The organism is Streptomyces sp. JLBG701, assembly GCF_058544905.1.
In genome coordinates this window covers 3561099-3585536 of record NZ_CM178588.1, presented here as the reverse complement: position 1 = coordinate 3585536, position 24438 = coordinate 3561099, and the positions used below count along the sequence as shown (strand labels likewise).

Sequence of the window (24438 nt, the reverse complement as noted above, 5' to 3'; positions counted from 1 at the left end):
CCCGGTTCCTAGTCCGGCACCGAACCCGCCCCCGACGCCGCGGCTCGGGCGTCCAGCACCCGGAGGATCTCCCGTTCGCCCGCCGTCAGCGGTGGCCCCGCCAGCCTCGGCAGCGGGGGACCGCTCAGCGCGGCCAGTGCGACATCCGGGCGCAGGAGCCGACTCGCGTCGGCCGTCAGGCTGGTCACCTCCCACAGCGCGGAGGCCGCCGTATAGGACCCGGTGGCCGCCCGCGTCAGCCGCCGCGAGTAGCCGGCGATGAGCCGGTCGGCGGCGGTCGGGGGCCCGCCCACCGCCCCCGGGTACCAGACGTCCTGGCCGACGGCCGTGGCCCAGGCCGCCTCCACCGACTTGGCGGCCCCGCGCTGCACCCGGCGGGACAGCCCGGGCGCGGTGGGGCCGGAGTCCCGTACCTCATGGGCCAGGACGCGCGCGCCGAGCGCGGCCACCGACATGCCCTGGCCGTAGGCCGGGTTGAACGTGGCGAGCGCGTCGCCGAGAACGACGAAACCCTCGGGCCACTGCCGGGCCTTCTCCACGTACCGCCGGACGTTGCTGCTGCTGCGGCTGGTGTGCACGTCGGTGAGGGGTTCGGCGCCGGCGATCAGTCGGCCGACGATGGGGTCGGGCAGATCGAGGGTGTAGCGCAGGAAGCCGTCCGGGTCCGTCGGCGGCTCGCCGCCCCGCGTGCCGGCGAGGCTGACCATCCAGCGGTCGCCCTCGATGGGCAGGACCATCGCGCTACGGCCGGGCCGCGACGCGTACGGATCGGCGTACACGACCGTCAGGGGGAAGCCGGCGGCTCCCGCGGGCGTGCGGTAGATCCGTGTCGCGTTGACGAGCCCGGAGTCGACGGCCCGCTCCCCGATCCCGCTCACCCCGAGCCCGTCCAGCCACTTCATGACCCGCGACCCGCGTCCACTCGCGTCGACGACGATCTCGGCGTCAAGTGACGTATCGCCGCCGCCAGTTGAGGAGCTCACCAATACCCCGGTGACGCGCTGCGACGTTCCCCTGAGTTCGAGCGCCTGGGCCTTGCGTATCTCCACCCCGGTTCCGGACAGGACAGCCGCCCGCACCGTCCAGTCCAGCAACGCCCGGGTACAGGTGATCATTTGGGGCCCCTGATGCCGCCAACGCCGGAACCAGCCCTCGGGCGTGAGCCCCAACATGCCCTGCCCGAGGGAGATTTCATGCGCACCGGCCGCGAGCAGGTCCTTGCGCAGCCGGGCGCCCGGCACGATCTCCTCCATGGCGGCCAGACCCCCGGCCATCAGGAGATGGGCATGGCGCCCCTGCGGAAGCCCCTTGCGGTGCTCGGGCCCTTCGGGCAGATCGTCGCGTTCGAGCACGACCACCTCGTCGACGACGCTCGACAGCGCGGCCGTGGCAAGCATGCCGGCCAGACCGGCACCGATGACGACAGCTCTACGCGACATGGAACTCCTCGAACGCACCCAAAGAAACCAAAGAGACAACTGCGGCTGACAAGGCCAACTCGGCCGACACCGCACCCATTTCAGCCATGTGAAGCACTCACCGTCCCCTCGCGCACAGCCGCCACGACCGGCGACCTCACCAGCGCCTGCGCCAGCTCCACCAGCCCGCTGGAGTCGGAGACCTCGGTGGCGTAGAGGCGATATGTGCTCGGCCGGTCCAGGGGCTGCTCGCGGGCCGCCGCACGGCGCGCGGCGTCGGTGAGCATGGCCGCCTCCGCGACGACCCGGGCCTCGTGCTCGGACGGGCTCTGCCGTGCGGCGGCGTCCCGGGCCCGCTCACGCACCCCGTCGTCGAAGTACGGGGCCAGCGCCAACAGCGCGTCGTGGATGGACACTTCACGCCAGTGCAGCCGCTCCCGCGGCAGTTGCCACCAACTGCTGGGCGGCTTGGGCGCGGTGGACGCGAACCGCACCTGGGACCACAGCGGACGCAGCCTGCGGTAGTCGTTCAGGGTGTGCCAGTGCGCGGTGGCCGCCGGCAGCACCCTGGGCAGGACGAAGCCCGCGGACCAGATCAGTCCGGCGAGCGAGACCAGTGGCGGGGCCACGTCGGTGGACAGGAAGTCGAGATCGCCGCCCGCCCAACGCGCCGCCACCGCCGTGTACTTGGTCAGCTGAAAACCCACCACGTCCAGCGCCGCCCCGACGAAGATCAGCCGCAGTCCGACCCTGAGCAGCCCGGTCACCTCACGGCCCCACTTGACGCACAGCGCGCACATCGCGAGGGTCGCGGCGCTGTGCCCGAGCAGGTAGAGCACGGTCATCTCGCGCATGTACGGCGTGTTGGCGTAGTACGTGTCGAGGTCGCGAAGCCGCTCGGTGTCCGCGTCGGCGAGCACGAACAGCACGACGATGGCGACGATCACACAGCCGTACGCGGTGACACTGCGCACGACCATCCGCCGGACGTGTTCGCGCGGGCCGCCCCTCCAGTGGATCAGCAGGATGAGCAGGGAGCAGCTGTACGCGGAGATCAGTCCGTACGTCAGCGGCGCACCGAAGTTGGGCACGCCCGTGAGGTCGTTGACGGCCTCCAGGGTCAGCGGCGCCGAGCACACGAACACGAACGCGCCGAGGGCGATCGCCGCGCAGGTGGACACGGTCAGCGGATTCCGTAAGGCCGTACGCGGGCCGCGGAGCAGCACGACGAAGGACATGCCCAGCAGGCCGGCCGCCAGGTACACGACGAGGCTCACGGTCGAGAACTCCGTTCCGGTGCGGGTGCGGCAGGCATGACGCCCGGGACAAGCGGCGGGGAGGCGGTCAGGGCCTCGGCGATGGGGACCAGCAGCGCCGGTCCGGGCGCCCCGTCGGCCAGCAGGTCGGCTCCGTCCGCCGCCGAGCCGGGGTTCGGTCTCCCGTCCCGCTCAGCCCGCACCGCCGCTGAGATCACCGCCGCCCACGCGAGCGCCTCGGCCCGCTCCGGCCGGCCCGTGGACCGCAGTGCCGCGTCGCGGACCCGCTCGTACAACTCCCGGTCGAAGAAGGCGTCCAGGTAGCTGAGCGCGTTGTGGACGCTCGTCTGGCGCCACACCAGGAGCGTGGCGGGGGAGGCATAGCGCGGCCGGGGCAAGCGCAGCGAGCGGCGGGTCAGGACGTCGTCCAGTTCGCGCTCCAGCGGTGCGAGACGGGCGTACGTCCGCCAGGACCGCACCCAGTGCGTGAGCCGGGGGCCGGCCAGCGGAATCAGCACGCCGGCAGCGGTGAGGAGGGCGCCGAGGCCGGCGGCCGCGACCGAGATGTTCGTGTTGAGCGCCGACCAGTCCTGCCCGAACCAGCGGGCGCTCACCGCGATGAGCTTCGAGACGCTGTAGCCCCCGCTGCACAGGGTTCCCACGCCCATGGCGACCAGGCCCGCGCGCAGCCAGCCGTGCACCTCGCGGGCCCAGCGCAGGGACGACACGGTGGTGAACGTGACGGCTGTGAGATGCCCGACCAGGTACAGCACGATCATCTCGGCGATGAACGGCGTCTTCGCGTAGTAGGTGTCCAGGTCGACGCGGCGCTCCACGGGCGCGTCACCCAGGGCGAACATCGTCACGATGCCGATGACCACGAACGCGTAGGCCAGCATCCAGCGGCGCGCGGTCCGCCGCACATGCGGCCCGCCCCGCCAGCAGACGATCAGCACCTGGGCGGCGGCGCTGTACGCGGTGATCGACGCGTACGTCAGCGGCGCGGCGAGGTTCGGGACGCCGCTGACCCGGTTGATGGCGCCCACGGTGGGCGGGGCCCCGAGGAGGAAGCACAGGCCGGCCAGGCCCAGCACCGCGCAGATGGCGCGCAGGTAGGGATCGCGGGGGTGGCGTCCGAGGTCGGGGGCCTTCACCGCGAGACCGAGCCACAGGACGGCGCAGCTGATGTAGTTGATCAGGCCGCTCATCCGCGTGTCCCACGGTAGTTGAGCGCGGCCCCGATACGCCCGGCGACGCCCTCGGACCCGGTGCCCCCGGACTCCGCGGGCGCCTCGAGGAGGGTGCGCAGCCGCTGCCCCATCAACATGCCGAACCGGTCGGCCTCCTGCTCGTCGGCGAGGCTGAAGTCGGTGCGGGCGGCGGTGGGTTGGGCGGCAGCGGGTTGGGCGGAGTCCACGACCCCGTGCCCATGGGCCGGCCCCTGACTCATGTGCCACACCTCGTGGCAGAGGATCACGATCTGGTGCCACACGGCGGCACGCCGGTCGATGACGATGATGTCGTATGTCCCCCGGTCCAGCCACAGTCCGCTGGCGGTGTGCGGCGGGAACACCTCGCGGCGGACGACGACCTCGCGCCCCCGCCACGCGCTGACGGACTCGACGAGCGCGGCGAACACGGCCTCTGGGTCCGCCGGTTCGGGAACCCGCACGGACCCGATGAGGGCGTCGGCGAGCCGCCGCATCTCCTTCTTCCTGCGCACCATGCTTCCCTGTGGTCGGGTCCAGGGCGTTCTCACCGCCGTTCGGCGGTCCGTCCGAGGTTACGCGGCCCGAAGTGTCCGCGTCATGTGATCCGGCGACCGTTGTTCGACGGTGAACGACCAGCGCTGTCCGAAACTCTCGCCTGCGGTTCCTGTCCAACCCATTGACGCGAAAGCGCTTCCTATTTACGGTCCCGTTCGAAGTTACGAGCGCAATCCGAGATACCGAACGAAAGCGGACGGTTATCGAATCGATCGAATCACCCGAATCAGTCGCTCTCCACAACTTGGAACGGGGCAGGAATGGGACGACCTGACCTGAATCGCAGGCAACTTCTGGCCACCGCGGGCGGATTGACCGTCGCGGGCAGCTTCGCCTTCGCGGCCCTCGGCACCGGGGCCGACGCACTCGCCTCCAGCGCGGACACCCGCGTGCGCTACTGGAACCTCTTCAGCGGCGGCGACGGCTACAACATGATCGCCATGCTGGACGCCTTCCGTAAGGCGAACCCCGCCATCGACGTCAAGGACTCGACGCTCCAGTGGGGCAACCCCTTCTACACCAAGCTCGCCATGGCCGCCGCGGGCAACCGCGCACCCGACCTCGGCGTCATGCACCTCGGCCGGGTCACCGGCTTCTCGCCCGGCCGCCTCCTGGACGCCTGGGACGTGGATCTGCTCGCCAAGTACGGCGTACGTGAAGAGGACTTCAACCCGGACCTCTGGAAACGCGCCGTCATCGACGGCAAGCTCTACGCCCTCCCGCTCGACATCCACGTCCAGCTCTGCTTCTACCGCAAGGATGTCCTGAAGAAGGCGGGCCTTCTCGGCGACGACGGCCGGATCGTGCCGGTCACCTCGACCGACGAGTGGTTCGACGTGCTCAAGGAGGCCAAGAAGGCCACCAAGAAGGGGCTGCAGACCATCGGTCTGTGGGTCAACGACCAGAACTTCCAGTGGTGGTTCTTCGTCGCCTTCTACACCCAGCTCGGCGGCACCTGGTTCAACGACGCCAACACCGAAGTCACCTTCGACACCGACAAGGCCGTCCAGGTCCTGGAGTTCCTGCGCCGCCACATCACCGACGGATACGCCGACCCGGGCCTCGGCTCCGTCGGCGCCGAACAGTTCATCAACGGCGCGCCCTTCGCCTGGGAGGGCAACTGGTCGGTGCCGGTCTACTCCGGAGCGAAGCTCGACTACGGCGCCACCCCGCTGCCGCCCGTCTTCGGCAAGCAGGCCACCCACGCCGAGTCGCACGCCTTCGTCCTCCCGCACCAGTCCGACCGGGGCGGCGCCGCCAACGAGGGTGCCCACCAACTCGCCGCCTACGTCGTCCAGCACGCCCAGCAGTGGGCGGCCGGCGGCCACATCCCCGCCTACACGCCGACCCTGTCCACGGCCGCGTACAAGAAGCTGAGCCCGCAGAACGAGTACGTGTCGGCCATGGACCACCAGGCCACCGAGCCGAAGGTGTGGTTCGCGGGCTCCACCGGCATCCTCGCCCAGCGCGTGGGCCCGATCGTCGTCTCCTCGACGATGGGCTCGGCCAAGCCCGAAGCCGTGGCCGACCGCATGAAGGGCGCGCTCACCCAACTCCTGGCCATGAAGAACCCCATGGACGGCAGGACCGCCGCACAGGGAGGTACGGCCGCATGACGACCAGCGCTCAAACAGTGATCGCACCAGCACGCGCGCGTACCGTCGCGCAGAGCGCCACCCTCCGCCGCAAGCAGGGCTTCCAGCAGGGCGGTTGGTTCATCGCCCCGTTCCTCGTCCTCTTCACGCTCTTCGTGATCTGGCCCCTCCTCCGGGGCGTCTACCTCAGCTTCACGGACGCCAACATCACGGGTGACGCCGCCCACTTCGTCGGCCTGGACAACTACCGCGAGGCCCTCAAGGACCCGCTGATGTGGGACGCGCTCGGCCACAGCGCGTACTTCACGCTCCTGGTAGTCCCCTGCATCACGGTGCTGGCCTTCCTCCTCGCGATGCTCGCCCACCACATAGAGCGCGGCAAATGGCTGTGGCGCCTGTGCTTCTTCGCCCCGTTCCTGCTGCCCTCCACCGTCGCCGGCAACCTCTGGCAGTGGCTCTTCAACCCCGGCACAGGAATGATCAACCACGTCTTCGGCATCGAGACACCGTGGCTGACCGACAAGTCGTACGCGATGCTCGCCATCGTCATCACCACCCTGTGGTGGACGGTCGGCTTCAGCTTCCTGCTCTACCTCGCCGCGCTCCAGGGCATCCCCGACCACCTCTACGAGGCCGCCAAACTGGACGGCGCGAACGCCTGGCACCGCATGGTCCACATCACCCTGCCGCTGCTGCGCAACATCACCGGCCTGGTCATCGCCCTGCAGATCCTCGCGTCACTCCAGATCTTCGACCAGGCGGTCGTGATGATGGACTTCAGCCCCGGCCCGGAGGAATCGACCCGCACCTTCGTGCAGTACACCCTCGAAGAGGGCTTCACCGCCTACCGCGTGGGCTACGCCTCCGCCATCTCCATCATCTTCTTCGTGATCATCGCGGCCGTAGCCCTGGCCCGAATGTGGCTGCTGCGCAACCGAGAGGAGAGCGCCCGATGACCACAGCAGTGCAGCCTCGCAAAGGTGGGACCAAGGGCTGGACCAGGGGTTGGACCCCCAGCCAGATCATCCTCACCCTCCTCGGAGCGGCCGTCTCGGTCGTCTTCCTCGCCCCCTTCGCCTGGGGCCTGTTCACGTCCCTCAAGTCGGAGACCGAAGCCGTAGAAGTGCCCCCGCACTGGCTGCCGAAGGACTGGACGGGCCAGGCCTGGAAGGCCCTCTTCGAGAGCGGCAACATCACCAACTGGTTCGTGAACTCCCTGGTCGTCTCGGTGTGCGTGACGTCCGTGGTCCTTCTCGTCAGCGCGCTGGCCGGTTACGGCTTCGCCCGCACCGAGTTCCGCGGCAAGGGCGCCCTGATGGCCGTGGTCATGGCGGGCCTGATGATCTCCCCGGCGGTCCTCGGCGTCCCCCTCTTCACCACGGTCCAGCAGATGGGGATGGTCGACACGTACTGGGGCATGATCCTCCCGCAGTGCGCGCCCGCAGCGATGGTCTACATCCTCTACAAGTTCTTCCAGGGCATCCCGCGCGAACTGGAGGAAGCGGCGTTCATCGACGGCGCCGGCCGCTGGCGGGTCTTCTTCACGATCGTCGTCCCGCTGGCCCGCCCCTCCCTGGCGGCGGTAGGCATCTTCACCTTCATCGCCTCCTGGAACAACTTCCTCTGGCCGTACATGGTCACCAACAACCCCGACCTGATGACCATGCCGAACGGCATCGCGACCGTCATGAACTCCTACGGCATCCAGTGGGCCCAACTCATGGCAGGCGGCCTGATGGCGGGCCTCCCGCTGATCATCGTCTTCGTCTTCTTCCAGAGGCAGATCGTGGCGGGCGTGGCCCACACGGGATTGGCGGGCCAGTGACCCTGAGAAGCGGCCTCGCCGCGGCGACCCTGGCAACAGTCCTGGCCCTGCTCCCCAACACGGCCCAGGCGGCGGAGAGTTACCCCGACCCCCAACCGATCACCGGCCAACAGATCATCCACGACCCAACCATCATCAAGCTGAAGTCCGGCGGCTACGTGGCCTATTCGACCGGCGGCATCATCGGAGCCCGCACGTCGAAGGACAGAGTCCAATGGGACGACGCGGGCAACGCCTTCGCCGAGCCCCCGAGTTGGTGGTACGAGTACAACTCGACCGGCGACCCGTGGGCCCCGGACATCTCCTACCGGTCCGGCAAGTACTGGCTGTATTACGCCGTCTCGTCCTGGGGCACCAACCACTCCGCGATAGGCGTGGCGACGTCCAGCACCGGCCTCCCCGGCACCTGGACGGACCAGGGCAAGGTCTTCACGTCGGAGACGACCGACACCTGGAACGCCATAGACCCGGCCCTGATCCGGGCCGACGGCAAGCTGTGGATGTCGTTCGGCTCGTACTGGACGGGCATCCGCATGGTGGAGGTGGACCCGAGGACCGGCAAGGCAGCCGAGGGCACCCCGGTCCACCACCTGGCAACCCGCCCGGACGCCCCGTACGCGGTGGAGGGCCCGTACATCGTGAAGCACGGCCGCTACTACTACCTCTTCGCGAGCTACGACGCCTGCTGCGCGGGCGTGAACTCCACGTACAAGATCAGGGTGGGTAGGTCGACGTCGGTGACGGGCCCGTACGAGGACAGCACGGGCAAGCCGATGCTGGAGGGCGGCGGCGATCTGCTGCTGGCCGGCCACGGAAGGTATGTGGGCACGGGCGGCGAGTCGATCTTCAAGGACGGGGGCAAGGATGTCCTGGCGTACCACTACTACGACGCAGAGGACGGCGGCACGCCAAAGCTGGGGCTGAACCCCCTGAGCTGGAAAAAGAACGGCTGGCCAGTCGTGCGTTAGGGGCGCGGGGCTGTATCGATTTGCGGCTCCGCCGCGTGGGCGCGACCAGCCCCCACAAACCCGCAGACAAGACACAACCCGAAAGGAAAAGATGAGCACCGCCCGCTTCACCCTCGACCCAGCCTTCACCATCGGCGAGGTCAACCCCCGCCTCTTCGGCTCCTTCGTGGAACACCTCGGCCGCTGCGTCTACACGGGCATCTTCGAGCCGGACCACCCATCGGCCGACGGACAGGGCCTCCGTACGGACGTCCTCGACCTCGTCCGGGAACTGGGCGTAACAGCCATCCGCTACCCCGGCGGCAACTTCGTATCGGGCTACAAGTGGGAGGACTCGGTAGGCCCCGCAGGGGACCGCCCCCGCCGCCTCGACCTGGCCTGGCACTCGACGGAGTCCAACCGCTTCGGCCTCTCCGAGTACATCGCCTTCCTCCGCAAGATCGGCCCCCAGGCCGAACCCATGATGGCGGTGAACCTCGGCACGCGAGGTGTCGCGGAAGCCCTGGAACTCCAGGAGTACGCCAACCACTCCGAGGGCACCGCCCTGTCCGACCTCCGCGTCAGCCACGGCGACAAGGACCCCTTCGGCATCAGACTCTGGTGCCTCGGCAACGAGATGGACGGCCCCTGGCAGACCGGCCACAAGACGGCCGAGGAGTACGGCCGTGTCGCCGCCGAGACCGCACGGGCGATGCGCCAGATCGACCCGAGCGTGGAACTCGTCGCCTGCGGCTCCTCCAGCCAGTCCATGCCGACCTTCGCCGAGTGGGAGGCGACGGTCCTGAAGGAGACGTACGACCTCGTCGACTACATCTCTCTCCACGCCTACTACTGGCCGGAGGACGGTGACATCGACTCCTTCCTGGCCTCGGCCGTCGACATGGAGTCGTTCATCGAGAACGTCGTCGCGACCGCCGACCACGTGGGCGCGAGGGTCAAGTCGAAGAAGCGGATCAACCTCTCCTTCGACGAGTGGAACGTCTGGTACCTGCCCGAATGGGAGGCGAAGGCGAAGACGTTCGAGCAGGAGGACTGGCCGGAGGCCCCGCGTCTCCTGGAGGACAACTACAGCGTCCTGGACGCCGTCGTCTTCGGCTCGCTCCTCATCGCGCTGCTCCGGCACGCGGACCGCGTCACCGTCGCCTGTCTCGCCCAGCTCGTCAACGTCATCGCGCCGATCATGACGGAACCGGGCGGCCCGGCCTGGCGTCAGACGACGTTCTTCCCGTTCGCGCAGGCGGCGAAGTACGGCCGCGGCCAGGTCCTGGACGTACGGGTCGACTCACCGACGTACGAGACGAAGAAGTTCGGCGAGACCGACCTCCTGCACGCGACCGCCGTCCGCGCCGAGGACGGCACCGTCACCGTGTTCGCGGTCAACCGCAGCCGCACCGAAGCGCTTCCGCTCGAAGTCGCCCTGAACGGCCTGGAGTTGACGTCGCTGGTCGAGCACAGCGCACTCGCCGACGCCGACCCGGACGCCCGGAACACACTGGACGAGCCGGAGCGGGTCGCCCCGCACACGGTCGAGGGCACGGCCCTCCAGGACGACGGCACCCTGACCGCCGTACTGGAGCCACTGTCCTGGAACGTGATCCGCCTGGCGTAACGCCCGAAGATCACCGGCCGGGGGAGTCGACGGCAGTCACCGGCACTCCTCCGGCCGCGCTGCCCAGCAGCGTCAGCCGTACGGCCCCCGGGCCCGACGGTGTGGTCCCGTCGGACAGGACGGCCAGGGCCAGTGTGTTGGTGCCACGTGTGCGGAGGATCCCGTTCGGCAGGACGAAGGTGTGCTGCGGACCCACGTCGTTGATGTACTGGCCCATGTTCCAGCCGTTCAGGAAGATCTGGGCGCGGTAGGCGCGGGTGGCGTCGTCCTCCAGGGTGAGCCCGACCGAGGCGTCGATGCCGTGGTCGACGCCCAGCCGGAAGGTGGTCCGGTACCAGGTCACGCCCTGCCGCCGGTCCGCGCGCGGCAGTTCGGCCAGTTCCCAGTCGCTGTCGGCGAACCCGGGCAGGTGCCAGCCCTCCCGCTCCCCGTACAGCCCGCCGTTGTTCAGCGGCCCGCGCACGGGGTCGGCCGCCGCCTCGCCCTGGAGCCGCCAACTCACCACCGGCGAGGCACCGTTGAAGGTGACCTCGGTCAGACCGCGGGCCGCCTTGTGGGTGTCGAGGGACTTGCCGTCCATGTCGTGCTGCATCCGCCGGACGAGCACGGACAGCACGTGCGAGTCGCCCTCCCCGAGCTTCTCCCGCAGCGTCTCCGGCACGTCGAAGGCGGCCGTGGCCGTCCAACTGCCCTGCCGGACGGTCGTCTTGTCCGGCACCGGCATCCGATGGGACCCGAGCGGCTCCCCGTCCAGCCAGGCCATCAGCATCCCCTGCGTGCCCGTGCTGTAGGACAGGGCCACGGACTCGACACCCTCCGAGCCCGTCAGGGAGCCCCGGTACCAGACGTCCCCGTAGTGGAAGCCGTAGTCGTCCGCGAACAGCACGGGCTGCCCGGCCGGTACCGAAGTCGTGCTGTACGAGGAGGACTTGTCGGCGACCTTCCACGTCGAGTCGTCGAACGCGGGCGCGGACTCGGGGTTCTCGGTCCGCTGGCGCCAGCCGCCCAGCGCGGGCAGCGCCACCGGGGCGACCCCGGGCACGAGCTCCTCGGCCAGCAGGCTTCCGGCGGCGCTGGTCCGCGTCCGCAACAGGCCGTCGTTCCAGGTGACTTCACCGATACCGCGCGGCCCCCACACCTCAAGTCCCGTCGCCCCGGTCGTGTCCCCGGTGAGCTGGACGATGGCACCGCTCACGGCGGCCTTCCGCAGCAGCGCCGGGCCGTACACGAGCACCGAGCCCGCCGGCGTCCGGTGCGGCCACAGCCGTAGCGAGGTCTCGTCGTCGGCGAGGAGGATCAGCAACGGCCTGCTGCCGTCGAGCTGGTTGACCAGTACCCGGGTCAGCCCGCCCTCACCGAGCCGGGCGGACACGCGCAGCAGACCGCGGTCGTACGTCCATGCCGCCTCCGCGTCCAGCCGGAAGACCTCCGGTTCGCTCGGGCACTCAAGGACGAGGTGCGCCATGTCGCCCCGGCGGCCAGTGAACACAGCGATGTCCTGCCGCCCCGCGGCGAGGGTGAGCATGGGCTGTACGTCGGCGTTCCTCAACTTCACCCAGCCCAGGGCCAGTCCACTCGCCAGCAGCTGGGCATCGCGGGCCGGCACGGTGACGGGCAGGTCCTCCCCGCCGACCGGGAGGCTCGTGGAGACGGGCTCGGCGGTGTCGTTGCGCAGGACGTACACATGGGCGCCGGTGTCGTTGTTGGTCAGGTGGTACACCTTGACCCGCTTGTCGGCGGCCTCGACGTCCGCCGCCCGGTCCAGCTTGGCGAAGTCGGGTACGTGGTACAGCAGTTGGCCGAGCTGGTGCATCGGGGCCAGCTTTGCGGTGGCGTTGCGTGCCTCGTCGAAGGCGGCCCCGTAGTCGTACGAGGTGTAGACGACGGGCGCGGGCAGCCACCCCCACGACGTCCCGCCGAAGGCCATGTAGACGTTGTGCAGGGTGATGCCGTTGGCGAGATTGGTCAGGTAGAAGCGTCGCTCGTAGGCCGCGTCACGCGTCCGCCGCGACTCCGCGTACCCCTTCCCCTTGAACTCCACCCCGCCCCACGGATCGAACCAGCCGCCCCCGAACTCGGGGACGAACCCGGGAGTGCGCGGACTGGCGGTGGCACCACCCGTCGCTCCTCCCGACCCGAAGTGCCCCCAGTCGGGCGGGGTCTTGGAAGGCGAGGGATAGCCGTCGAACCCGTACAGCCAACCCCCCTTCTCCCCGCCCATGTCGAACGACCCGGGCGTCCAATACCCGTTCCGCCCCTTGTCGTTGTGGAACAGGGGTACGTCGATCCCGTCGGTGCGCACCTTCTCGTACAGGTGGGCCATGTAGTCGAGGCCTTCGGGCCGGCCGACGTGGGAGTCGTACTCGTTCTCGATCTGGTAGAGCAGGACCGTGCCGTTGCCCTCGGTGTAGAGGTGCTTGGCGACGATCGCGTTGACGGCGGTCAGCCACTCGTCGACGTACGACAGGTAGGTCGGGTCGGAGGTCCTGGCGGTGCCCTTGGTGGCGGTCAGCCAGCCGGGGAAGCCGCCCGCGTCGACCTCGGCGTTGATGTAGGGGCCCGGGCGCAGGATGACGTAGAGGCCCGTCTCGGCGGCCGTCCGCAGGAACAGGTCGAGGTCCCGGACGCCGGTGAAGTCGTACTGGCCGGGGGCGGGGGAGTGGTAGTTCCAGGCGACGTAGACGCTGACGGTGTTGTAGCCGTGCGCCCGCATCTTCTCCAGCATGTCGCGCCACAGGGACGGGCTCGGCAGCCGGAAGGGGTGCAGCTCGCCCGACCACACGACCAGGCGCTTGCCGTCGATGAGCAGCGAGTAGCGGTCGAAGCCGATCGTGTGCCGGCGCCGGTCCGCGCTCGGCGGGGCGGGGGCCGGTCCCGTGGGCGCGTAGCGGGCGGCGTACGCATCCGGCGTCCCGGCGCTCCCGCTCAGCGCGAAACCGAGCGCGGCGGTGCCGGCGAGGGCGCTGAAGGTACGTCTGCTGAGCGCCAAGGGGACCTCCTGTTTACCTCTGTTTACCTGTGTGACGGCTGGGTGTGCTGAGACATTCTCCATCGCCGGAGACGGGACAATGGACGCATGAGGATCTCGGCACGGGCGGATTATGCGGTACGGGCGGTACTGGAGCTCGCCGTACGCCAGGACGGCGGCCCGGTGAAGGCGGAGGCCATCGCCACCGCGCAAGACATCCCCCACAAGTTCCTGGAGGGGATTCTCGGCGACCTCCGGCGCGGCGGCATCGTCGACAGCCGGCGTGGTGGCAACGGAGGTTACCGCCTGGCGCGCGAGGCCGCGACGATCACCGTCGCGGACGTCATCCGGACGGTCGACGGCCCGATCGTCTCGGTGCGCGGCGAGCGGCCGACCGGGCTCGAATACACCGGTACCGCGGAACCGCTCCTACCCCTGTGGATCGCGCTGCGCGCCAATGTGCGGAAGATCCTGGAGGGCGTCTCGATCGCCGACATCGCGGCGGACGCGCTCCCGGATCCGGTACGCAAGCTGGCGGCGGAACCGGCGGCTTGGGAGAACCCGTAGCCGGTTCCCGTCCCGCTGCAGGGGTCAGGCGCGCGGGCCTCGGTGGGAGAGGACGGCCTCGATGCGGGCGGCGATGTCGGAACCGGCGGTGGAAGCCTGGGAGCGTGGGCCGTCCGTCGTCTCCTGGAGCCAGGTGCGCAGTCGGCCTCCCATCAGCAGGCCGAAGCGTTCCGCCTCCTGCTCGGCGTGGGTGCTGAAGGCGGTGCGGGCGGCGACGTGCAGGTCGCAGTCGTCCTTGAGCATGTGCCAGACCTCGTGGAAGAAGATCACGAGCTGGTGCCAGGAGGCCGCGCGTCTCTCGACGACGATGACGTCGTGCGTCTCCAGGTCCAGCCACAGCCCGCTCGCGGTGTGCGGAGGGAAGACCTCCCGGCACAGGACGACCCTGCGCCCGCGCTTCTCGCTCACGATCTCGACGAGCGAGGCGAACAGGTCGTCGTAGGAGGGAGTGGAGGAGGTTCTGGGGGAGGCGCTCGAAGAGGTGACGGGGGAGACACGGGACATGATGTCGTCGGCGAGCCGACGCATCTCCTTGCCTTTGCTCACCGTCGCAATATGCCAAGCGCGGGGTGATGTCGGCCACTGCCCTTTTGCCCTCGTGGCTGGAAAAAGAGGTACCGGAAACCGGTCGAAAACGGTGCATTCGGCGGGCGTGTCAGGCGGTCAGCCGGGGCCGGTCCTCGTCGCGCGCTAACCGCGTCCTCAGATTCAGCGCCTATCGTCGCCACCCGTTCATCCCTACCTATCAGGTGGGAAACATCGGAGACGACGGGACGCACCAATGCGCACGCTGATACTGCTCGCCCTCGCGGGCCTTGGGGCCCAGCTCGTGGACGGCAGCCTCGGCATGGCCTACGGGGTCACCTCGACCACGCTGCTGCTGGCCATGGGCACCAACCCGGCCATGGCGTCGGCCACGGTCCACCTCGCCGAGATCGGCACGACGCTGATGTCGGGCGCCTCGCACTGGCGCTTCGGGAACGTCGACTGGAAGGTCGTAGCGAAGATCGGCGTGCCGGGAGCGGTGGGTTCCTTCCTCGGCGCGACGGTCCTGTCGAAGCTGTCGACCGAGGTCGCCGAGCCGGTGATGTCCCTGATCCTCCTGGGCCTCGGCCTGTACGTCATGTCCCGCTTCACCTTCCGAGGCCTCCCCAAGGACAAGCTCGGCAAGCCGCTCGGGAAGCGTTTCCTGACCCCGCTCGGCCTGGTCGCCGGCTTCCTGGACGCCACGGGCGGGGGCGGCTGGGGCCCGGTCGGTACGCCCGCCCTGCTGGCGAGCGGCCGCATGGAGCCCCGCAAGGTGATCGGCTCGATCGACACGAGCGAGTTCCTGGTGGCGATCGCGGCAAGCCTGGGCTTCCTGTTCTCGCTCGGCTCCCAAGGCCTGAACTGGACCTGGGTCCTCGCCTTCCTCATCGGCGGCCTCGTCGCGGCCCCCGTCGCCGCCTGGCTGGTCCGCCTGGTCCCGCCGCGCGTCCTCGGCTCCGCGGTCGGCGGCGTCATCATCGTGACCAACGTCCGTACCCTCCTGAAGAGCGACTGGATCGGTGCGTCGAGCGCCTTGAGCACTCCGGTGTACGTCGCCTTGTACGGGGTGTGGGCTGCGGCTCTGACGTACTCGATCCGGGCTTATCGCAAGGAGAAGGTGGCGGAGGAGGCGGCGGCAGGGCTGGTGGGGGAGCGGGAGCGGGTGAGCGCGTAGGGGGTTGGGGCTTGGGGTTCGGGGCCTTAACGACGTGGGCTGCCGCCCCTCATGGTCGAGGGGCGGCAGCCCATAGATGTGTATGCGGGTCGGGCGCGCCCTGAAGGGGCGCGGGGAACTGCGCGACCAGCCACGACGGCGCCGCAGACGAACGACGGCACATCGCGGCTCTTCCAGCAGAGCGCTTAGCTGCTGACGCCCACGGTCAGGGTCGCCGTGTAGCCGTCCGAGACGCTGGAGCCCAGGGCGGTGAGGGTGAGGAGGCCGGAGGCAGCGCCGCCGTCGTCGTAGATGGAGTCGTCGGCGAGGGCGGTCTCCGAGGTCGTGTTCTCCGAGTACGGGGAGGTCGCCTGGATCTCCTCGTTGATGTCCGGGTCGAAGAACAGCTGGCCGGTGTGGATGATCTCGCCGCCGGTGTACGAGGTGTCGGTCAGCGTCACTTCCGTGTGCACACGCATATGTACGTGGACGGCGCGCGAGACGTAGTGGCCGGGCCAGATGGAGATGATGCTGCACTGGCCGTTCTCGTCGGTCATCTGACCGCCGCGCAGGAACGTCCCGTTGTCGTCCTCGGTGTGGCCGTTGCCGCCGACGAAGCCGGAGTACTCGCCGAGGTGGTCGCAGTGCCAGATCTCGACGAGCGCGTCCGCGAGGGGTGCGCAGTCGTTGGCGGTGTCGACGACGGTGAAGGTGTACTGGACCTCGAAGCCCTCCTTCTCCTCCCGGATGTCCTCACGCACCAGGGCACCGTCGAGGGAGTACGGCCCCTCGGTGACCTCGGCGTTCAGCACGCAGACCCCGCTTGAACTGGACGCGGAGGCGTTGGTGGAGGCGGACGCCGACGTGGCGGACTTGGCCGTCTTGGTCTTGCTCTTGCCGGTGTCGGCCGCAGCGAGTCCGGCGGCAGCGAGCCCGCCCACGACGGCGACCGAACCGCCACCGATGAGGACGCGCCGACGCTGAACGCTCTTGTCGAGCCGGTGCTTACCGGGCTCGGCGCTGTTGTCGGATTGGTTGTCGAACTGCTCGTTGTGCTCTGTGTTTCCCGTCATGCGGAGGAAGCTAGGGGCGTACCTGAGGAGAGCCTTAATGTGCGGCTGTGAACAGCCTGGGGATGTACTTGTCAACGCCGCCTTATTTAAGGAGAGTTCGGGCATCGGGGCCACTCGCTTCTTTGTCAGTGTCGTGCTTCCACGGCCCGCCTCAAGGGCGCTGCGCTCCGCGTCGGCTGCGCCGATCGGCCTGCGGCCGCCCCTTGACCCGGTCCGTTCCAGCACGGGCGAGAAGCGAGCGAGCGCCCCAGGAAAGTGGGGGTCCCGGGCCGGCCGACGACACCCGTTGGCTATGCGGCTGACCGGAGTTGGCGGGCGCGGTCGCTTCTCGCCTGCACGCCGAGCTGGCTTAGCGGCGAGCGGCCGGTGGGGGTGCGCACCAGATGGGTGGCGGCACGCCGGGTGGGCTTAGCGGCGAGCGGTGGGTGGTGGGCGCGCGGCGGGTGAATGGGGGGACTCCGGGCGGGCTTGGCGGCCTGCGGTGCGTGGGCGGTGCGCCTTAGCCGAGCGGCGGGGGAGAGGGAAGGGGAGAGGGAGGGTGCGGGGATCGGGATGCAGTGATTGGCCCCTTTGGGCAAGACCGTGAGAGAGAAACCGCAGCTCGACTCTCCCCGTCGTGGCCCAAACGCTCCAATCAGGTGTTCGGCGCTGGACCGCTTCACATCGAGCACCGCGGTACATGTGACACGGTTCGACACGTGAGGCCCCTCGGTCAGAACAATCCGTCGCAAGATCGTTCCTACCAGGGGCCTTACGCCTGCCCGCACTTGAGGACCGCACTGGCGGCAGCGACAGCATCGCGATCACAGCGAGCAACGGGCGGTTACTGGGAAAGGCTCAATACGCTCCTCGCGAATTGACAGAATCACCATCGGGGGAGGTCCGCATATAGCCGCCCTCCCCCGGGGTGAGGATGTGCGTCAGTAACCCGATTTCCACATCTGATAGCCACCACCGTTAAGGCTATTCGGGTAGACGTCCCCGTTGTAATTGCTGTCGAGGATGTCCCCATTATGGTAGAGGCTGCCAAGAATAACCTTGTCCCAGCTCGTACCAAAAGCAGACCACGTGGTTTCCGCTGCGGTGCAGCTGCCCAAGGAGATGTCGTCGTTCCACTGCAGGCAACTGTTGGTACCGGACTGCCTGATCCACACCCAGTCGCTACCCTGGTGCTGCCAGTAGACAATGTCCCACTGCTGGAAAGCCCAGAGGTTCCCGCCGCAGGGCTGGGTGGTGATGCCGCGGTAGGCCGTCAGGCAACGGCCGGTCTCCCAGTTGCGCAGGTAGTCCGTGCGGATCACGTCGCCCGTGCTGAGAGCGGACGCTGAACCGGCATTCAGGAACACGAACCCCATGGACGCGGCCAGAGCGAGCACCATCGTCCACGCGCGGCGCGTGAAGCGCCCCGAAGTCCGAGGCTGCGCCGGCTGATCCCGCTTATCATGCCCCGTGCCGGGTCTCTTCGGGTATGTCATGTCAACTTCCTTCGCCTGGACGACCTTTGGGGTGCCGTGTTCGATCCCAACTGAGGCCGGCGGCACGCTGAAAGAGCTCAGTTCCGGACTTGCACGTCCGGTAGCCGCCGCCGTTGTGCGCATGCAGGTAGGCACTCCCGCGTAGTTGTCCGAACTCACGGGGTGTGCCGCTGGGTTGAGATCGTGGCAGATGGGAGTAGCCGCTTCGGCCGTCTCGGCCGGTGATGGGCTAAGTACAGGGAAACAGGACGCTGACCGTCGTGTCCTCGTCAAACCTGTCGGAGGGCTGTCCGGTGGGCGGACGGGGCAGCTCGGGGGGGGCGTTCAGTGCTGTGTCAGAGAGAGCCGGTGAGTACGGCGGTGACGACTTCGGCGCGGGAGCGTTTTCCGGTGCGGGCGATCAGCCGGGACACGCGCCGGCCGGCCGCGTCTTCGGTGAGTCGCAGCACGGTGGCGATCTGGCGGGTGGTGAGCCGTTCGGCGAGCAGGGTGGCGAGCAGGTGGTCGTTCTCGGCGGTGGTGGCCCGCTTGCGGCCGGGAACAGTGAGCCCGGCCTCGCGCAGCGCGGTCCTGGTGTGGAAGCGCCACAGGGCTGCGCCGGTCGTGCCGAAGAGTTCGTACGCCTCGTGCAGCAGCACGGTCGGGACCGCCTCCGCGGTGGCGGCTGCGAGCAGGGTGGTCGCCGTCTCGAAGGGCAGTCCGCAGGCGCGGGCGAGGTGCACAGCCTCGCGCAGGTGGTCGCGGGCGGTGTCAGGGGCGTCAGTCCGGAGGATGCGGGCCGAGGCCATCAGCCGCAAGAGGTGGGAACGGTCGGTGCCGGTCCGGGCCGCGATCCGTTCCAGGTGGCCCAGGCAGGCCGTCGCCTCACCGGTGCGTCCCGCCCGGACTGTCACCTCTGCCAGCAGGGCCCACAACTCGTCCGTGCCGTAGATCTGGGCGTGCTCCTGTGCCGTGGCGAGCGCTCTGCGCAGAGTCTTTTCGGCCCCGTCCAGATCTCCCAAGGTCATGAGCAGTTCTGCTTCTGACGCGTTCAGTGCGCACTGCGGCGGGCTACCGTCGGGACCGCGCATGTCCTCGATCATCTGGAGAGCGGTGGTCAGGCGCCCCCGGGCCAGGAGGATGGCTGCTGTCCGCGCCGGGAGCAGCGAGCTGTCGAACACCGGGGTGGAGCGGATTTCGTTGTGGGCCAGCATTCGGCGGGCTGATTCCAGTGCCTGATCCCACCGGCCCGTGGCGTGGTCGAAAAGGAACCGCCCCAGTGGAGGCAGCACGTGCACGTTCAGGCCGGCGGTCTCCAGCAGGGCGTTGGCCGCGTTGAGGTCGTAGCCGGTGAGCAGGGTGTCGAACATGCCGCCGGCCAGCGAGTACACCTTGCCCGGAGGCAGCTCGGAGGCGTCGTACATGGTCACTTCGTGCCGGTAGGGCTGGGGCCGCCCCCTTGCCAGGTCGGCGTTGGCCTTGAACCGGGCGGGCGCGGCACGCGCGTGTGGACCGGTGTTCCACACCGTCTCGCTGTGCTGGAGCAGCTCCACTGCCTCCCGCCATCGCGAGAGGTAGCACAGGGCCATGGCCCGGCCGGTCACCTTCGCCAGCTCGGGCACCGGCAGTACATCCCACCAGTAGGCGGTCGCCAGCCGGGACATCGCCTGCCAGTCCTGTTCGTTGGCCGTGAGTGCCACGACGAGGCAGGCTGCCTCCTGGAGGTCGAGTCCGGTCAGTGTCGGCCCTGGGTTGCGCAGCAAGGACTCCCCGCCGGCCCGGCCGGTTTGGTGGTCACACGCCAGGTGGGCGGCCAGGATGTAGCGCTGCAGGGCGAGATCGCGGGCGTCGGCATGCTCGGTCAGGTCGTGGGCGGCTCGCAGCCACCGGAGCACCGCCTGGTCATCGGTACCAGGCGGGATCCGCCGGGCGGCGTCCGTCAGTTCGGCCACCGCGCGCTCCCGGTCGACCAGGCTGCCCGCGTCCGCGACCCGGTCCGCCCGGTACGCCACCGCAGTGGTGTCGTCGAGCGGGACCGATGTCGGCGGCATCGTTCCTCCGGCTCGCCGGGAGTGCTCGCCGGTCCATAACGCCTCGGTCGCGAGGGCGGACAGCCGGCTGCGTTCCATGGGTCTTAGCCGCTCCCGGATCGTGTGCTCCGTCAGCGGGAGCCGGAAGGTCCAGCCCTGTGCCGTGGTGACGTCCGGGCCGGGGCCAGGCTCCTCATGGACGATGCCCGCCTCGACCAGGCCGCCGACACCGTCGTCGACGGCGTCGATGGACAGGCCGGTCCACGCCGCGGTCAGTTGCAGGGCCGGCCGGCCGAGCGGCCCCAGGATGCTCAGCGCTGCGGCCACCGCACGGCACGGCTCACCCAGCGCATCCAGTGCTGCAACGAACCGGTCGTCGTCGGCCAGCACCGGTACCGGTGTCCGCGCGCCGATAAAGGAGTGGCCGTCGGCGACCCGGATCTCGCTTCGGCGGGTCCAGCCGGCGAGCAGGGCGTCGATCGCTCCCGGTATGCCGCAGGTCAGCTCGCACGTCTGCCGGGCGAGGGCGGCGTCGGGTGTCGCCTGCAGCCAGCGCGCGGCCAGCGCGGTGACGTCATCCTGTCCCAGCGCAGACAGAGCCACCGTACGGCCCCCTTCGACACCGGCCAGCCGGTGCAGGAGCCCGGCCGGACGGTCCCGGCCCGGCCCTCGGGCGTCCGTGGCCGACACCACGAGCCGTACGCCGGGCGCACAGCGCGAAAAATCCATCCGGCACAGCACGGTCAGAGACTCGGGATCGGCATGCTGGATGTCGTCGACCAGGACGGCCAGCGGCCCGGCCTGGGTGAGGGAAGAGCGCAGCAATGTCTCCATCGCCGTCCGGTCGCGCCGGTCGACAGCGGCCAGCGCCTCGGTAATCAGTTTCTTGCCGGCCGCCCGCTGCCGTGTCGGGACGGGTCGGTGCTCTTCGAGTGCCATGACCAGCCGCAGCGCCAGCAGCAGCGGCCGATCACTGTCACCTGGCACACAATCCACCGTGTGCAGGGCGGTCCCTTCTGCGCGCAGCTGCTCGCCGACCGCGTTGAGGAAAGCGGTCCGGCCCACGCCGAGTTCGCCGCGCACGAGCACCAGGCGAGGGCCGTCGGGGTCGCTCAGGTAATCGTGGACCTGCTTCAACTCGCGCTTGCGGCCGAGCAGACCACCATCAGTACGGTGCAGGCGCGCGGCCGTACCCCAGCGGATCAGTTCGTTGGTGTCCGACCACGCAGCCACGGTGCAGTACATCCCTTTTTCGTAGGTGGGCCATCGCCGGTGCGATGACATTGTGAACCGCTAGGGCCATTCGCGTCCGTCCGGTCATGGGAACGGGAAAAGGCCAGGTGCCGTCTCTCCTCGGAGTGTGGGCAGAGCGAGCGAGGTGGCACCGTGCGGCAACAGCGTGAAGCAGTCATCGGCAGAGACAGCGCCGTCCACGATGTGGTGGAGGCACTGCGCGCCACCGGTGATTCGGCTCGTGTTCTGCTGATCACCGCGCAGACCGGAATGGGCAAGACCGCTGTCGTGGAGCAGGCGCGGCAGGTGGCGGCCGATGACGGCGCCACGGTGCTGCGTCTGGGCTGGGAAGGCACCGGCGACCCTGATGACGCGACCGTTGTCGAGGTGGGGTGCCGTCTGGTCGTCGAGGATCCCGACGGCTGTCTGCCGTCCGTCTCCGCCCAACGCCGGGCGCTGTCGCATGCCGCCGTGAGGGAGGGCGAGGTGAGCGCGCTGTCCGCTTTCTCCGAGCTGCTGACGGAGGCCTCCCGCCAGACCCCGTTCGCGCTGGTCGTCGATGGCATCGAGCAGATGCCGCAACACAGCGCCGCCACTCTGGCGCTGCTCCTGCGGGTCTTCCGACCACGAGGCGTACCCGTGGTGATGGCCGGTCGGCCTTGGCCCGCGGCGGACCTCGGCGGCCACCAGCTGAGGGCCGCTGCCGACTGGGTGCTCGAACTGCCCCCGCTGCGGCCCGTCGACATCGCCGCGCTCGTGAACGTCCATATGGTCAGGCGGTTCGGCCGCCCGGCCGAACCCGAGCTGGCGGACGCGGTGTCACGGGCGCTGGGCCCACTCGCGGGCAACCCGCGAGCCGTGCTGTCGGTCCTCGACGCGCTGGACGAGCAGGACCTGGTGGAACTCGACGGCCTGATGTGCCTCACGCTTCTGGAGAAACGGCTGCGCATGACCACGGGGCCGGCCGCGCTGCTCCCCTTGGACTGGCCCGGCTCGCCCCCCTACTCCGGCATAGTCGAGGCAGCCATCGTCACCGCCCTGGTGTTGGACCACGCTGAAGTGCATGTTGACGACGCATTCAGGATGACGTCATCGGCCGACGCACGAGCAATCGAGCAGGCTCTGGATCGCCTGATCATGGACCGGATCCTGACCGCGGACCCGCAGGGCCGCCTGTCGTTCGCTGTCCCGGCGCTCGCGGCGGCCTTACGGACCCTGCCCATCCAGCGTGACGTGCAGGGCAACTCCGCCCGGTACGTCATGCGGCTGACGGACGAGATCGGTGCCGAGGCGGTGGGCCGCGGCTACCCCAGGCTCGCCGACCGTGTCGCGGCGGCCGGTCAGAGGCTGGACGACGACCTCGCGGTGCCGCTGCTGCTGGCCGCGGCCCGCGAGGAGGCCAGGACTAACTGGCGCCGCTCGGCCCGCGCCTACGCGGCCGCGCTCCACCGGCTCACACCGCAGGACGAGCGCACCCCGGGGGCGCTTCACGAGGCAAGCAGCCTGAGCCTACGACACGGCGACCACGCCGGGCTCCTGGCGCTCGGCGAGCCCCTGTTCGCCCTCGACGCACCACACACCGAACACACCGAGGACGTCGCCGCCGCATGGGCATGGGCGGCACTCCACGAACACCGCTCCCCCCACACCGACCGGTTTCCCGCCGCGGCCGGGCCGCCAACGGCACTTGGCGGCTTATACGGCATCGGCCCGATCGCACCCCGGGCGACAACATCCGACCGGCACGTCCCGGACACCGAGCCCGGAGATCACCCCACCCAGGTGCCCTCACCCGCCGAACTGCACCTGATCGCCGCCGCGGTGGGCAGCCACGCCGAACTGCTCTGGGCACGGCACCGCATGCCCGCCGACGCCATCGACAACGAGTCCCTGGACCGGCTGCGCCAGGCCGCCGCCTACGCGGACCTGGCCGGCGCGTGCGCCGCCGTCCTCGGCGACCGGTACACCGCGGACCCCGACGGCATCGCCGCCCAGTACCACGAGATGGTCCGCAACTACCTGACGGGAAACTGGGACACCGCGCTGGCAGCGGCCCGCCGCATCGAAATACGCAGCCGGACCCACCCTGCAGTCGGCTTCCCGCACCTGCCACGGGCGCTGGCCGCGGAGATCCACGCCGCCCGCGGGAACATCACACACGCCCGCGCATGGCTCGACCTGATCCCCGACGCCCCCACCCACCCCCTGACAGCCCGCGCCCGCCTGGCCCTGCGGTACCAGTCCGGCCATACACAAGAAGCATTCGAAGGAGCCGGGCACGACGCGCGGCAGGCCCGCAAGAACGGGCAACTCGCCGGCGTCGAACGGCTGCTGCTACGCGCTCTGTCTCTCGCCGCGCTTCACGACCGGCACCACAAGACAGTCCGGCAGGCTCTGGAGGAGCTGGAAACTCTGCACGACGAATCCGCCGCGACCATGACCCACGAGGCTCTCCTCCTCGCACGCGGCATCGCCTACCACGACAGAGACAGCGCGCTGACCGCCCACCACCTGATCAACGGCCGAGGCGACGTCCACCTGAGCATTACCTCCAGCATTTGCCTGGCGGACATCGGGGACGACCCCCGCAGCCGTCTGGCCGAGGCCCTGCGCCATGCCCATCGCCTCAGCCTCGGCGGCCCGTTCCGCGCCGCCATCACTCGCGTCGCACAGCGGCGCAACATCCCCGTCCCCAGACTCCGACAAGCCCACGAGACGCTGACCGAATCCGACATCGCCCTGGTACGCATGGTCAGCGACGGCGCGACCAACCGGCAGATCGCCGCCGAACTCGCGTGCAGCCCCAAGACCGTCGAACAGCGCCTGACCCGACTGTTCCAGCGCACTGGCACACGCTCCCGGACAGAACTCACCGCGACCTGGCTGAACGGAACCCTCCCCCAGCCCCACACCGCCTGACCACCAGCTCGCTTGCCCCAGATAACCCGCCCCAGCCTCGAACGTGCATTCAGGAGCCAGCAGACCTCTCCTCCAG

Annotated in this window: 17 protein-coding genes; 8 read left to right on the top strand and 9 right to left on the bottom strand. The window is 69.4% G+C overall.

The annotated features are described in order from the left end of the window. Nucleotides 1-8: 8 nt before the first annotated feature. The 4 genes from AC5DRG_RS16350 to AC5DRG_RS16335 form a co-directional block, all read right to left on the bottom strand. The gene (locus AC5DRG_RS16350; protein ID WP_491811233.1) at nucleotides 9-1439 is read right to left on the bottom strand and encodes an FAD-dependent oxidoreductase; all 1431 of its coding nucleotides are present in this window, start codon (nucleotides 1437-1439) and stop codon (nucleotides 9-11) included. 80 nt (nucleotides 1440-1519) lie between these two features. After that, nucleotides 1520-2695: an MAB_1171c family putative transporter gene (locus AC5DRG_RS16345; RefSeq protein WP_491811232.1), complete on the bottom strand. Its 1176-nt coding sequence runs from the start codon at nucleotides 2693-2695 to the stop codon at nucleotides 1520-1522. Then, on the bottom strand, nucleotides 2692-3882 hold the full coding sequence (locus AC5DRG_RS16340; RefSeq protein WP_491811231.1) for an MAB_1171c family putative transporter: 1191 nt from the start codon (nucleotides 3880-3882) through the stop codon (nucleotides 2692-2694). Before AC5DRG_RS16340 ends, AC5DRG_RS16345 begins: the two co-directional genes overlap by 4 nt. After that, complete coding sequence (locus tag AC5DRG_RS16335; protein ID WP_491813059.1) at nucleotides 3879-4397, bottom strand: toxin; 519 nt, start codon at nucleotides 4395-4397, stop codon at nucleotides 3879-3881. The genes AC5DRG_RS16340 and AC5DRG_RS16335 overlap by 4 nt, the downstream gene beginning before the upstream one ends. A gap of 303 nt (nucleotides 4398-4700) precedes the next feature. On the opposite strand from AC5DRG_RS16335, the gene AC5DRG_RS16330 reads away from it, so the two are divergent. The 5 genes from AC5DRG_RS16330 to arfA all read left to right on the top strand — a co-directional run bounded on the left by AC5DRG_RS16330 (nucleotide 4701) and on the right by arfA (nucleotide 10437). Beyond that, nucleotides 4701-6056, top strand: coding sequence for an extracellular solute-binding protein (locus AC5DRG_RS16330; protein ID WP_491811230.1), 1356 nt, complete (start codon nucleotides 4701-4703; stop codon nucleotides 6054-6056). Then, nucleotides 6053-6991, top strand: a complete 939-nt coding sequence (locus AC5DRG_RS16325; RefSeq protein WP_491811229.1) for a carbohydrate ABC transporter permease — start codon at nucleotides 6053-6055, stop codon at nucleotides 6989-6991. The genes AC5DRG_RS16330 and AC5DRG_RS16325 overlap by 4 nt, the downstream gene beginning before the upstream one ends. Beyond that, nucleotides 6988-7860 (top strand): carbohydrate ABC transporter permease, encoded by an 873-nt coding sequence (locus AC5DRG_RS16320; protein WP_491811228.1) that lies wholly within the window; start codon nucleotides 6988-6990, stop codon nucleotides 7858-7860. Before AC5DRG_RS16325 ends, AC5DRG_RS16320 begins: the two co-directional genes overlap by 4 nt. After that, nucleotides 7857-8828: an arabinan endo-1,5-alpha-L-arabinosidase gene (locus AC5DRG_RS16315; RefSeq protein ID WP_491811227.1), complete on the top strand. Its 972-nt coding sequence runs from the start codon at nucleotides 7857-7859 to the stop codon at nucleotides 8826-8828. The genes AC5DRG_RS16320 and AC5DRG_RS16315 overlap by 4 nt, the downstream gene beginning before the upstream one ends. 91 nt (nucleotides 8829-8919) lie before the next feature. Next, nucleotides 8920-10437 carry an arabinosylfuranosidase ArfA gene (arfA, locus tag AC5DRG_RS16310; RefSeq protein ID WP_491811226.1) on the top strand — a complete coding sequence of 506 codons (1518 nt, stop codon included), beginning with the start codon at nucleotides 8920-8922 and terminating at the stop codon, nucleotides 10435-10437. 10 nt (nucleotides 10438-10447) lie between these two features. Here the strand turns inward: arfA and AC5DRG_RS16305 are convergent, their stop codons facing one another. Then, complete coding sequence (locus tag AC5DRG_RS16305) at nucleotides 10448-13426, bottom strand: beta-galactosidase (protein WP_491811225.1); 2979 nt, start codon at nucleotides 13424-13426, stop codon at nucleotides 10448-10450. An 87-nt stretch (nucleotides 13427-13513) separates the two neighbouring features. On the opposite strand from AC5DRG_RS16305, the gene AC5DRG_RS16300 reads away from it, so the two are divergent. Further along, complete coding sequence (locus AC5DRG_RS16300) at nucleotides 13514-13972, top strand: RrF2 family transcriptional regulator (protein ID WP_491811224.1); 459 nt, start codon at nucleotides 13514-13516, stop codon at nucleotides 13970-13972. Between the two features lie 24 nt (nucleotides 13973-13996). Here AC5DRG_RS16300 and AC5DRG_RS16295 read toward each other — a convergent pair whose 3' ends face one another. Beyond that, nucleotides 13997-14518: a toxin gene (locus AC5DRG_RS16295; RefSeq protein ID WP_491811223.1), complete on the bottom strand. Its 522-nt coding sequence runs from the start codon at nucleotides 14516-14518 to the stop codon at nucleotides 13997-13999. A 235-nt stretch (nucleotides 14519-14753) separates the two neighbouring features. On the opposite strand from AC5DRG_RS16295, the gene AC5DRG_RS16290 reads away from it, so the two are divergent. After that, a complete protein-coding gene (locus tag AC5DRG_RS16290) occupies nucleotides 14754-15674 on the top strand; it encodes a sulfite exporter TauE/SafE family protein (RefSeq protein ID WP_491811222.1) in 921 nt (306 codons plus the stop codon). Nucleotides 15675-15859: 185 nt separating this feature from the next. Here AC5DRG_RS16290 and AC5DRG_RS16285 read toward each other — a convergent pair whose 3' ends face one another. The 3 genes from AC5DRG_RS16285 to AC5DRG_RS16275 all read right to left on the bottom strand — a co-directional run bounded on the left by AC5DRG_RS16285 (nucleotide 15860) and on the right by AC5DRG_RS16275 (nucleotide 21455). Next, complete coding sequence (locus tag AC5DRG_RS16285; RefSeq protein ID WP_491811221.1) at nucleotides 15860-16726, bottom strand: intradiol ring-cleavage dioxygenase; 867 nt, start codon at nucleotides 16724-16726, stop codon at nucleotides 15860-15862. A gap of 920 nt (nucleotides 16727-17646) precedes the next feature. Continuing rightward, complete coding sequence (locus AC5DRG_RS16280) at nucleotides 17647-18201, bottom strand: RICIN domain-containing protein (RefSeq protein WP_491811220.1); 555 nt, start codon at nucleotides 18199-18201, stop codon at nucleotides 17647-17649. A 335-nt stretch (nucleotides 18202-18536) separates the two neighbouring features. Next, the gene (locus AC5DRG_RS16275) at nucleotides 18537-21455 is read right to left on the bottom strand and encodes an AAA family ATPase (protein ID WP_491811219.1); all 2919 of its coding nucleotides are present in this window, start codon (nucleotides 21453-21455) and stop codon (nucleotides 18537-18539) included. A gap of 141 nt (nucleotides 21456-21596) precedes the next feature. On the opposite strand from AC5DRG_RS16275, the gene AC5DRG_RS16270 reads away from it, so the two are divergent. Further along, complete coding sequence (locus AC5DRG_RS16270; protein ID WP_491811218.1) at nucleotides 21597-24362, top strand: helix-turn-helix transcriptional regulator; 2766 nt, start codon at nucleotides 21597-21599, stop codon at nucleotides 24360-24362. Nucleotides 24363-24438: the final 76 nt, after the last annotated feature.

Bases quoted from the DNA above. Each gene is read 5' to 3' on its own strand.
- AC5DRG_RS16350 (WP_491811233.1), bottom strand. From the start codon at position 1,439: ATGTCGCGTAGAGCTGTCGTCATCGGTGCCGGTCTGGCCGGCATGCTT.
- AC5DRG_RS16340 (WP_491811231.1), bottom strand. From the start codon at position 3,882: ATGAGCGGCCTGATCAACTACATCAGCTGCGCCGTCCTGTGGCTCGGT.
- AC5DRG_RS16330 (WP_491811230.1), top strand. From the start codon at position 4,701: ATGGGACGACCTGACCTGAATCGCAGGCAACTTCTGGCCACCGCGGGC.
- AC5DRG_RS16325 (WP_491811229.1), top strand. From the start codon at position 6,053: ATGACGACCAGCGCTCAAACAGTGATCGCACCAGCACGCGCGCGTACC.
- AC5DRG_RS16320 (WP_491811228.1), top strand. From the start codon at position 6,988: ATGACCACAGCAGTGCAGCCTCGCAAAGGTGGGACCAAGGGCTGGACC.
- arfA (WP_491811226.1), top strand. From the start codon at position 8,920: ATGAGCACCGCCCGCTTCACCCTCGACCCAGCCTTCACCATCGGCGAG.
- AC5DRG_RS16300 (WP_491811224.1), top strand. From the start codon at position 13,514: ATGAGGATCTCGGCACGGGCGGATTATGCGGTACGGGCGGTACTGGAG.
- AC5DRG_RS16290 (WP_491811222.1), top strand. From the start codon at position 14,754: ATGCGCACGCTGATACTGCTCGCCCTCGCGGGCCTTGGGGCCCAGCTC.
- AC5DRG_RS16285 (WP_491811221.1), bottom strand. From the start codon at position 16,726: ATGACGGGAAACACAGAGCACAACGAGCAGTTCGACAACCAATCCGAC.
- AC5DRG_RS16280 (WP_491811220.1), bottom strand. From the start codon at position 18,201: ATGACATACCCGAAGAGACCCGGCACGGGGCATGATAAGCGGGATCAG.
- AC5DRG_RS16275 (WP_491811219.1), bottom strand. From the start codon at position 21,455: ATGTACTGCACCGTGGCTGCGTGGTCGGACACCAACGAACTGATCCGC.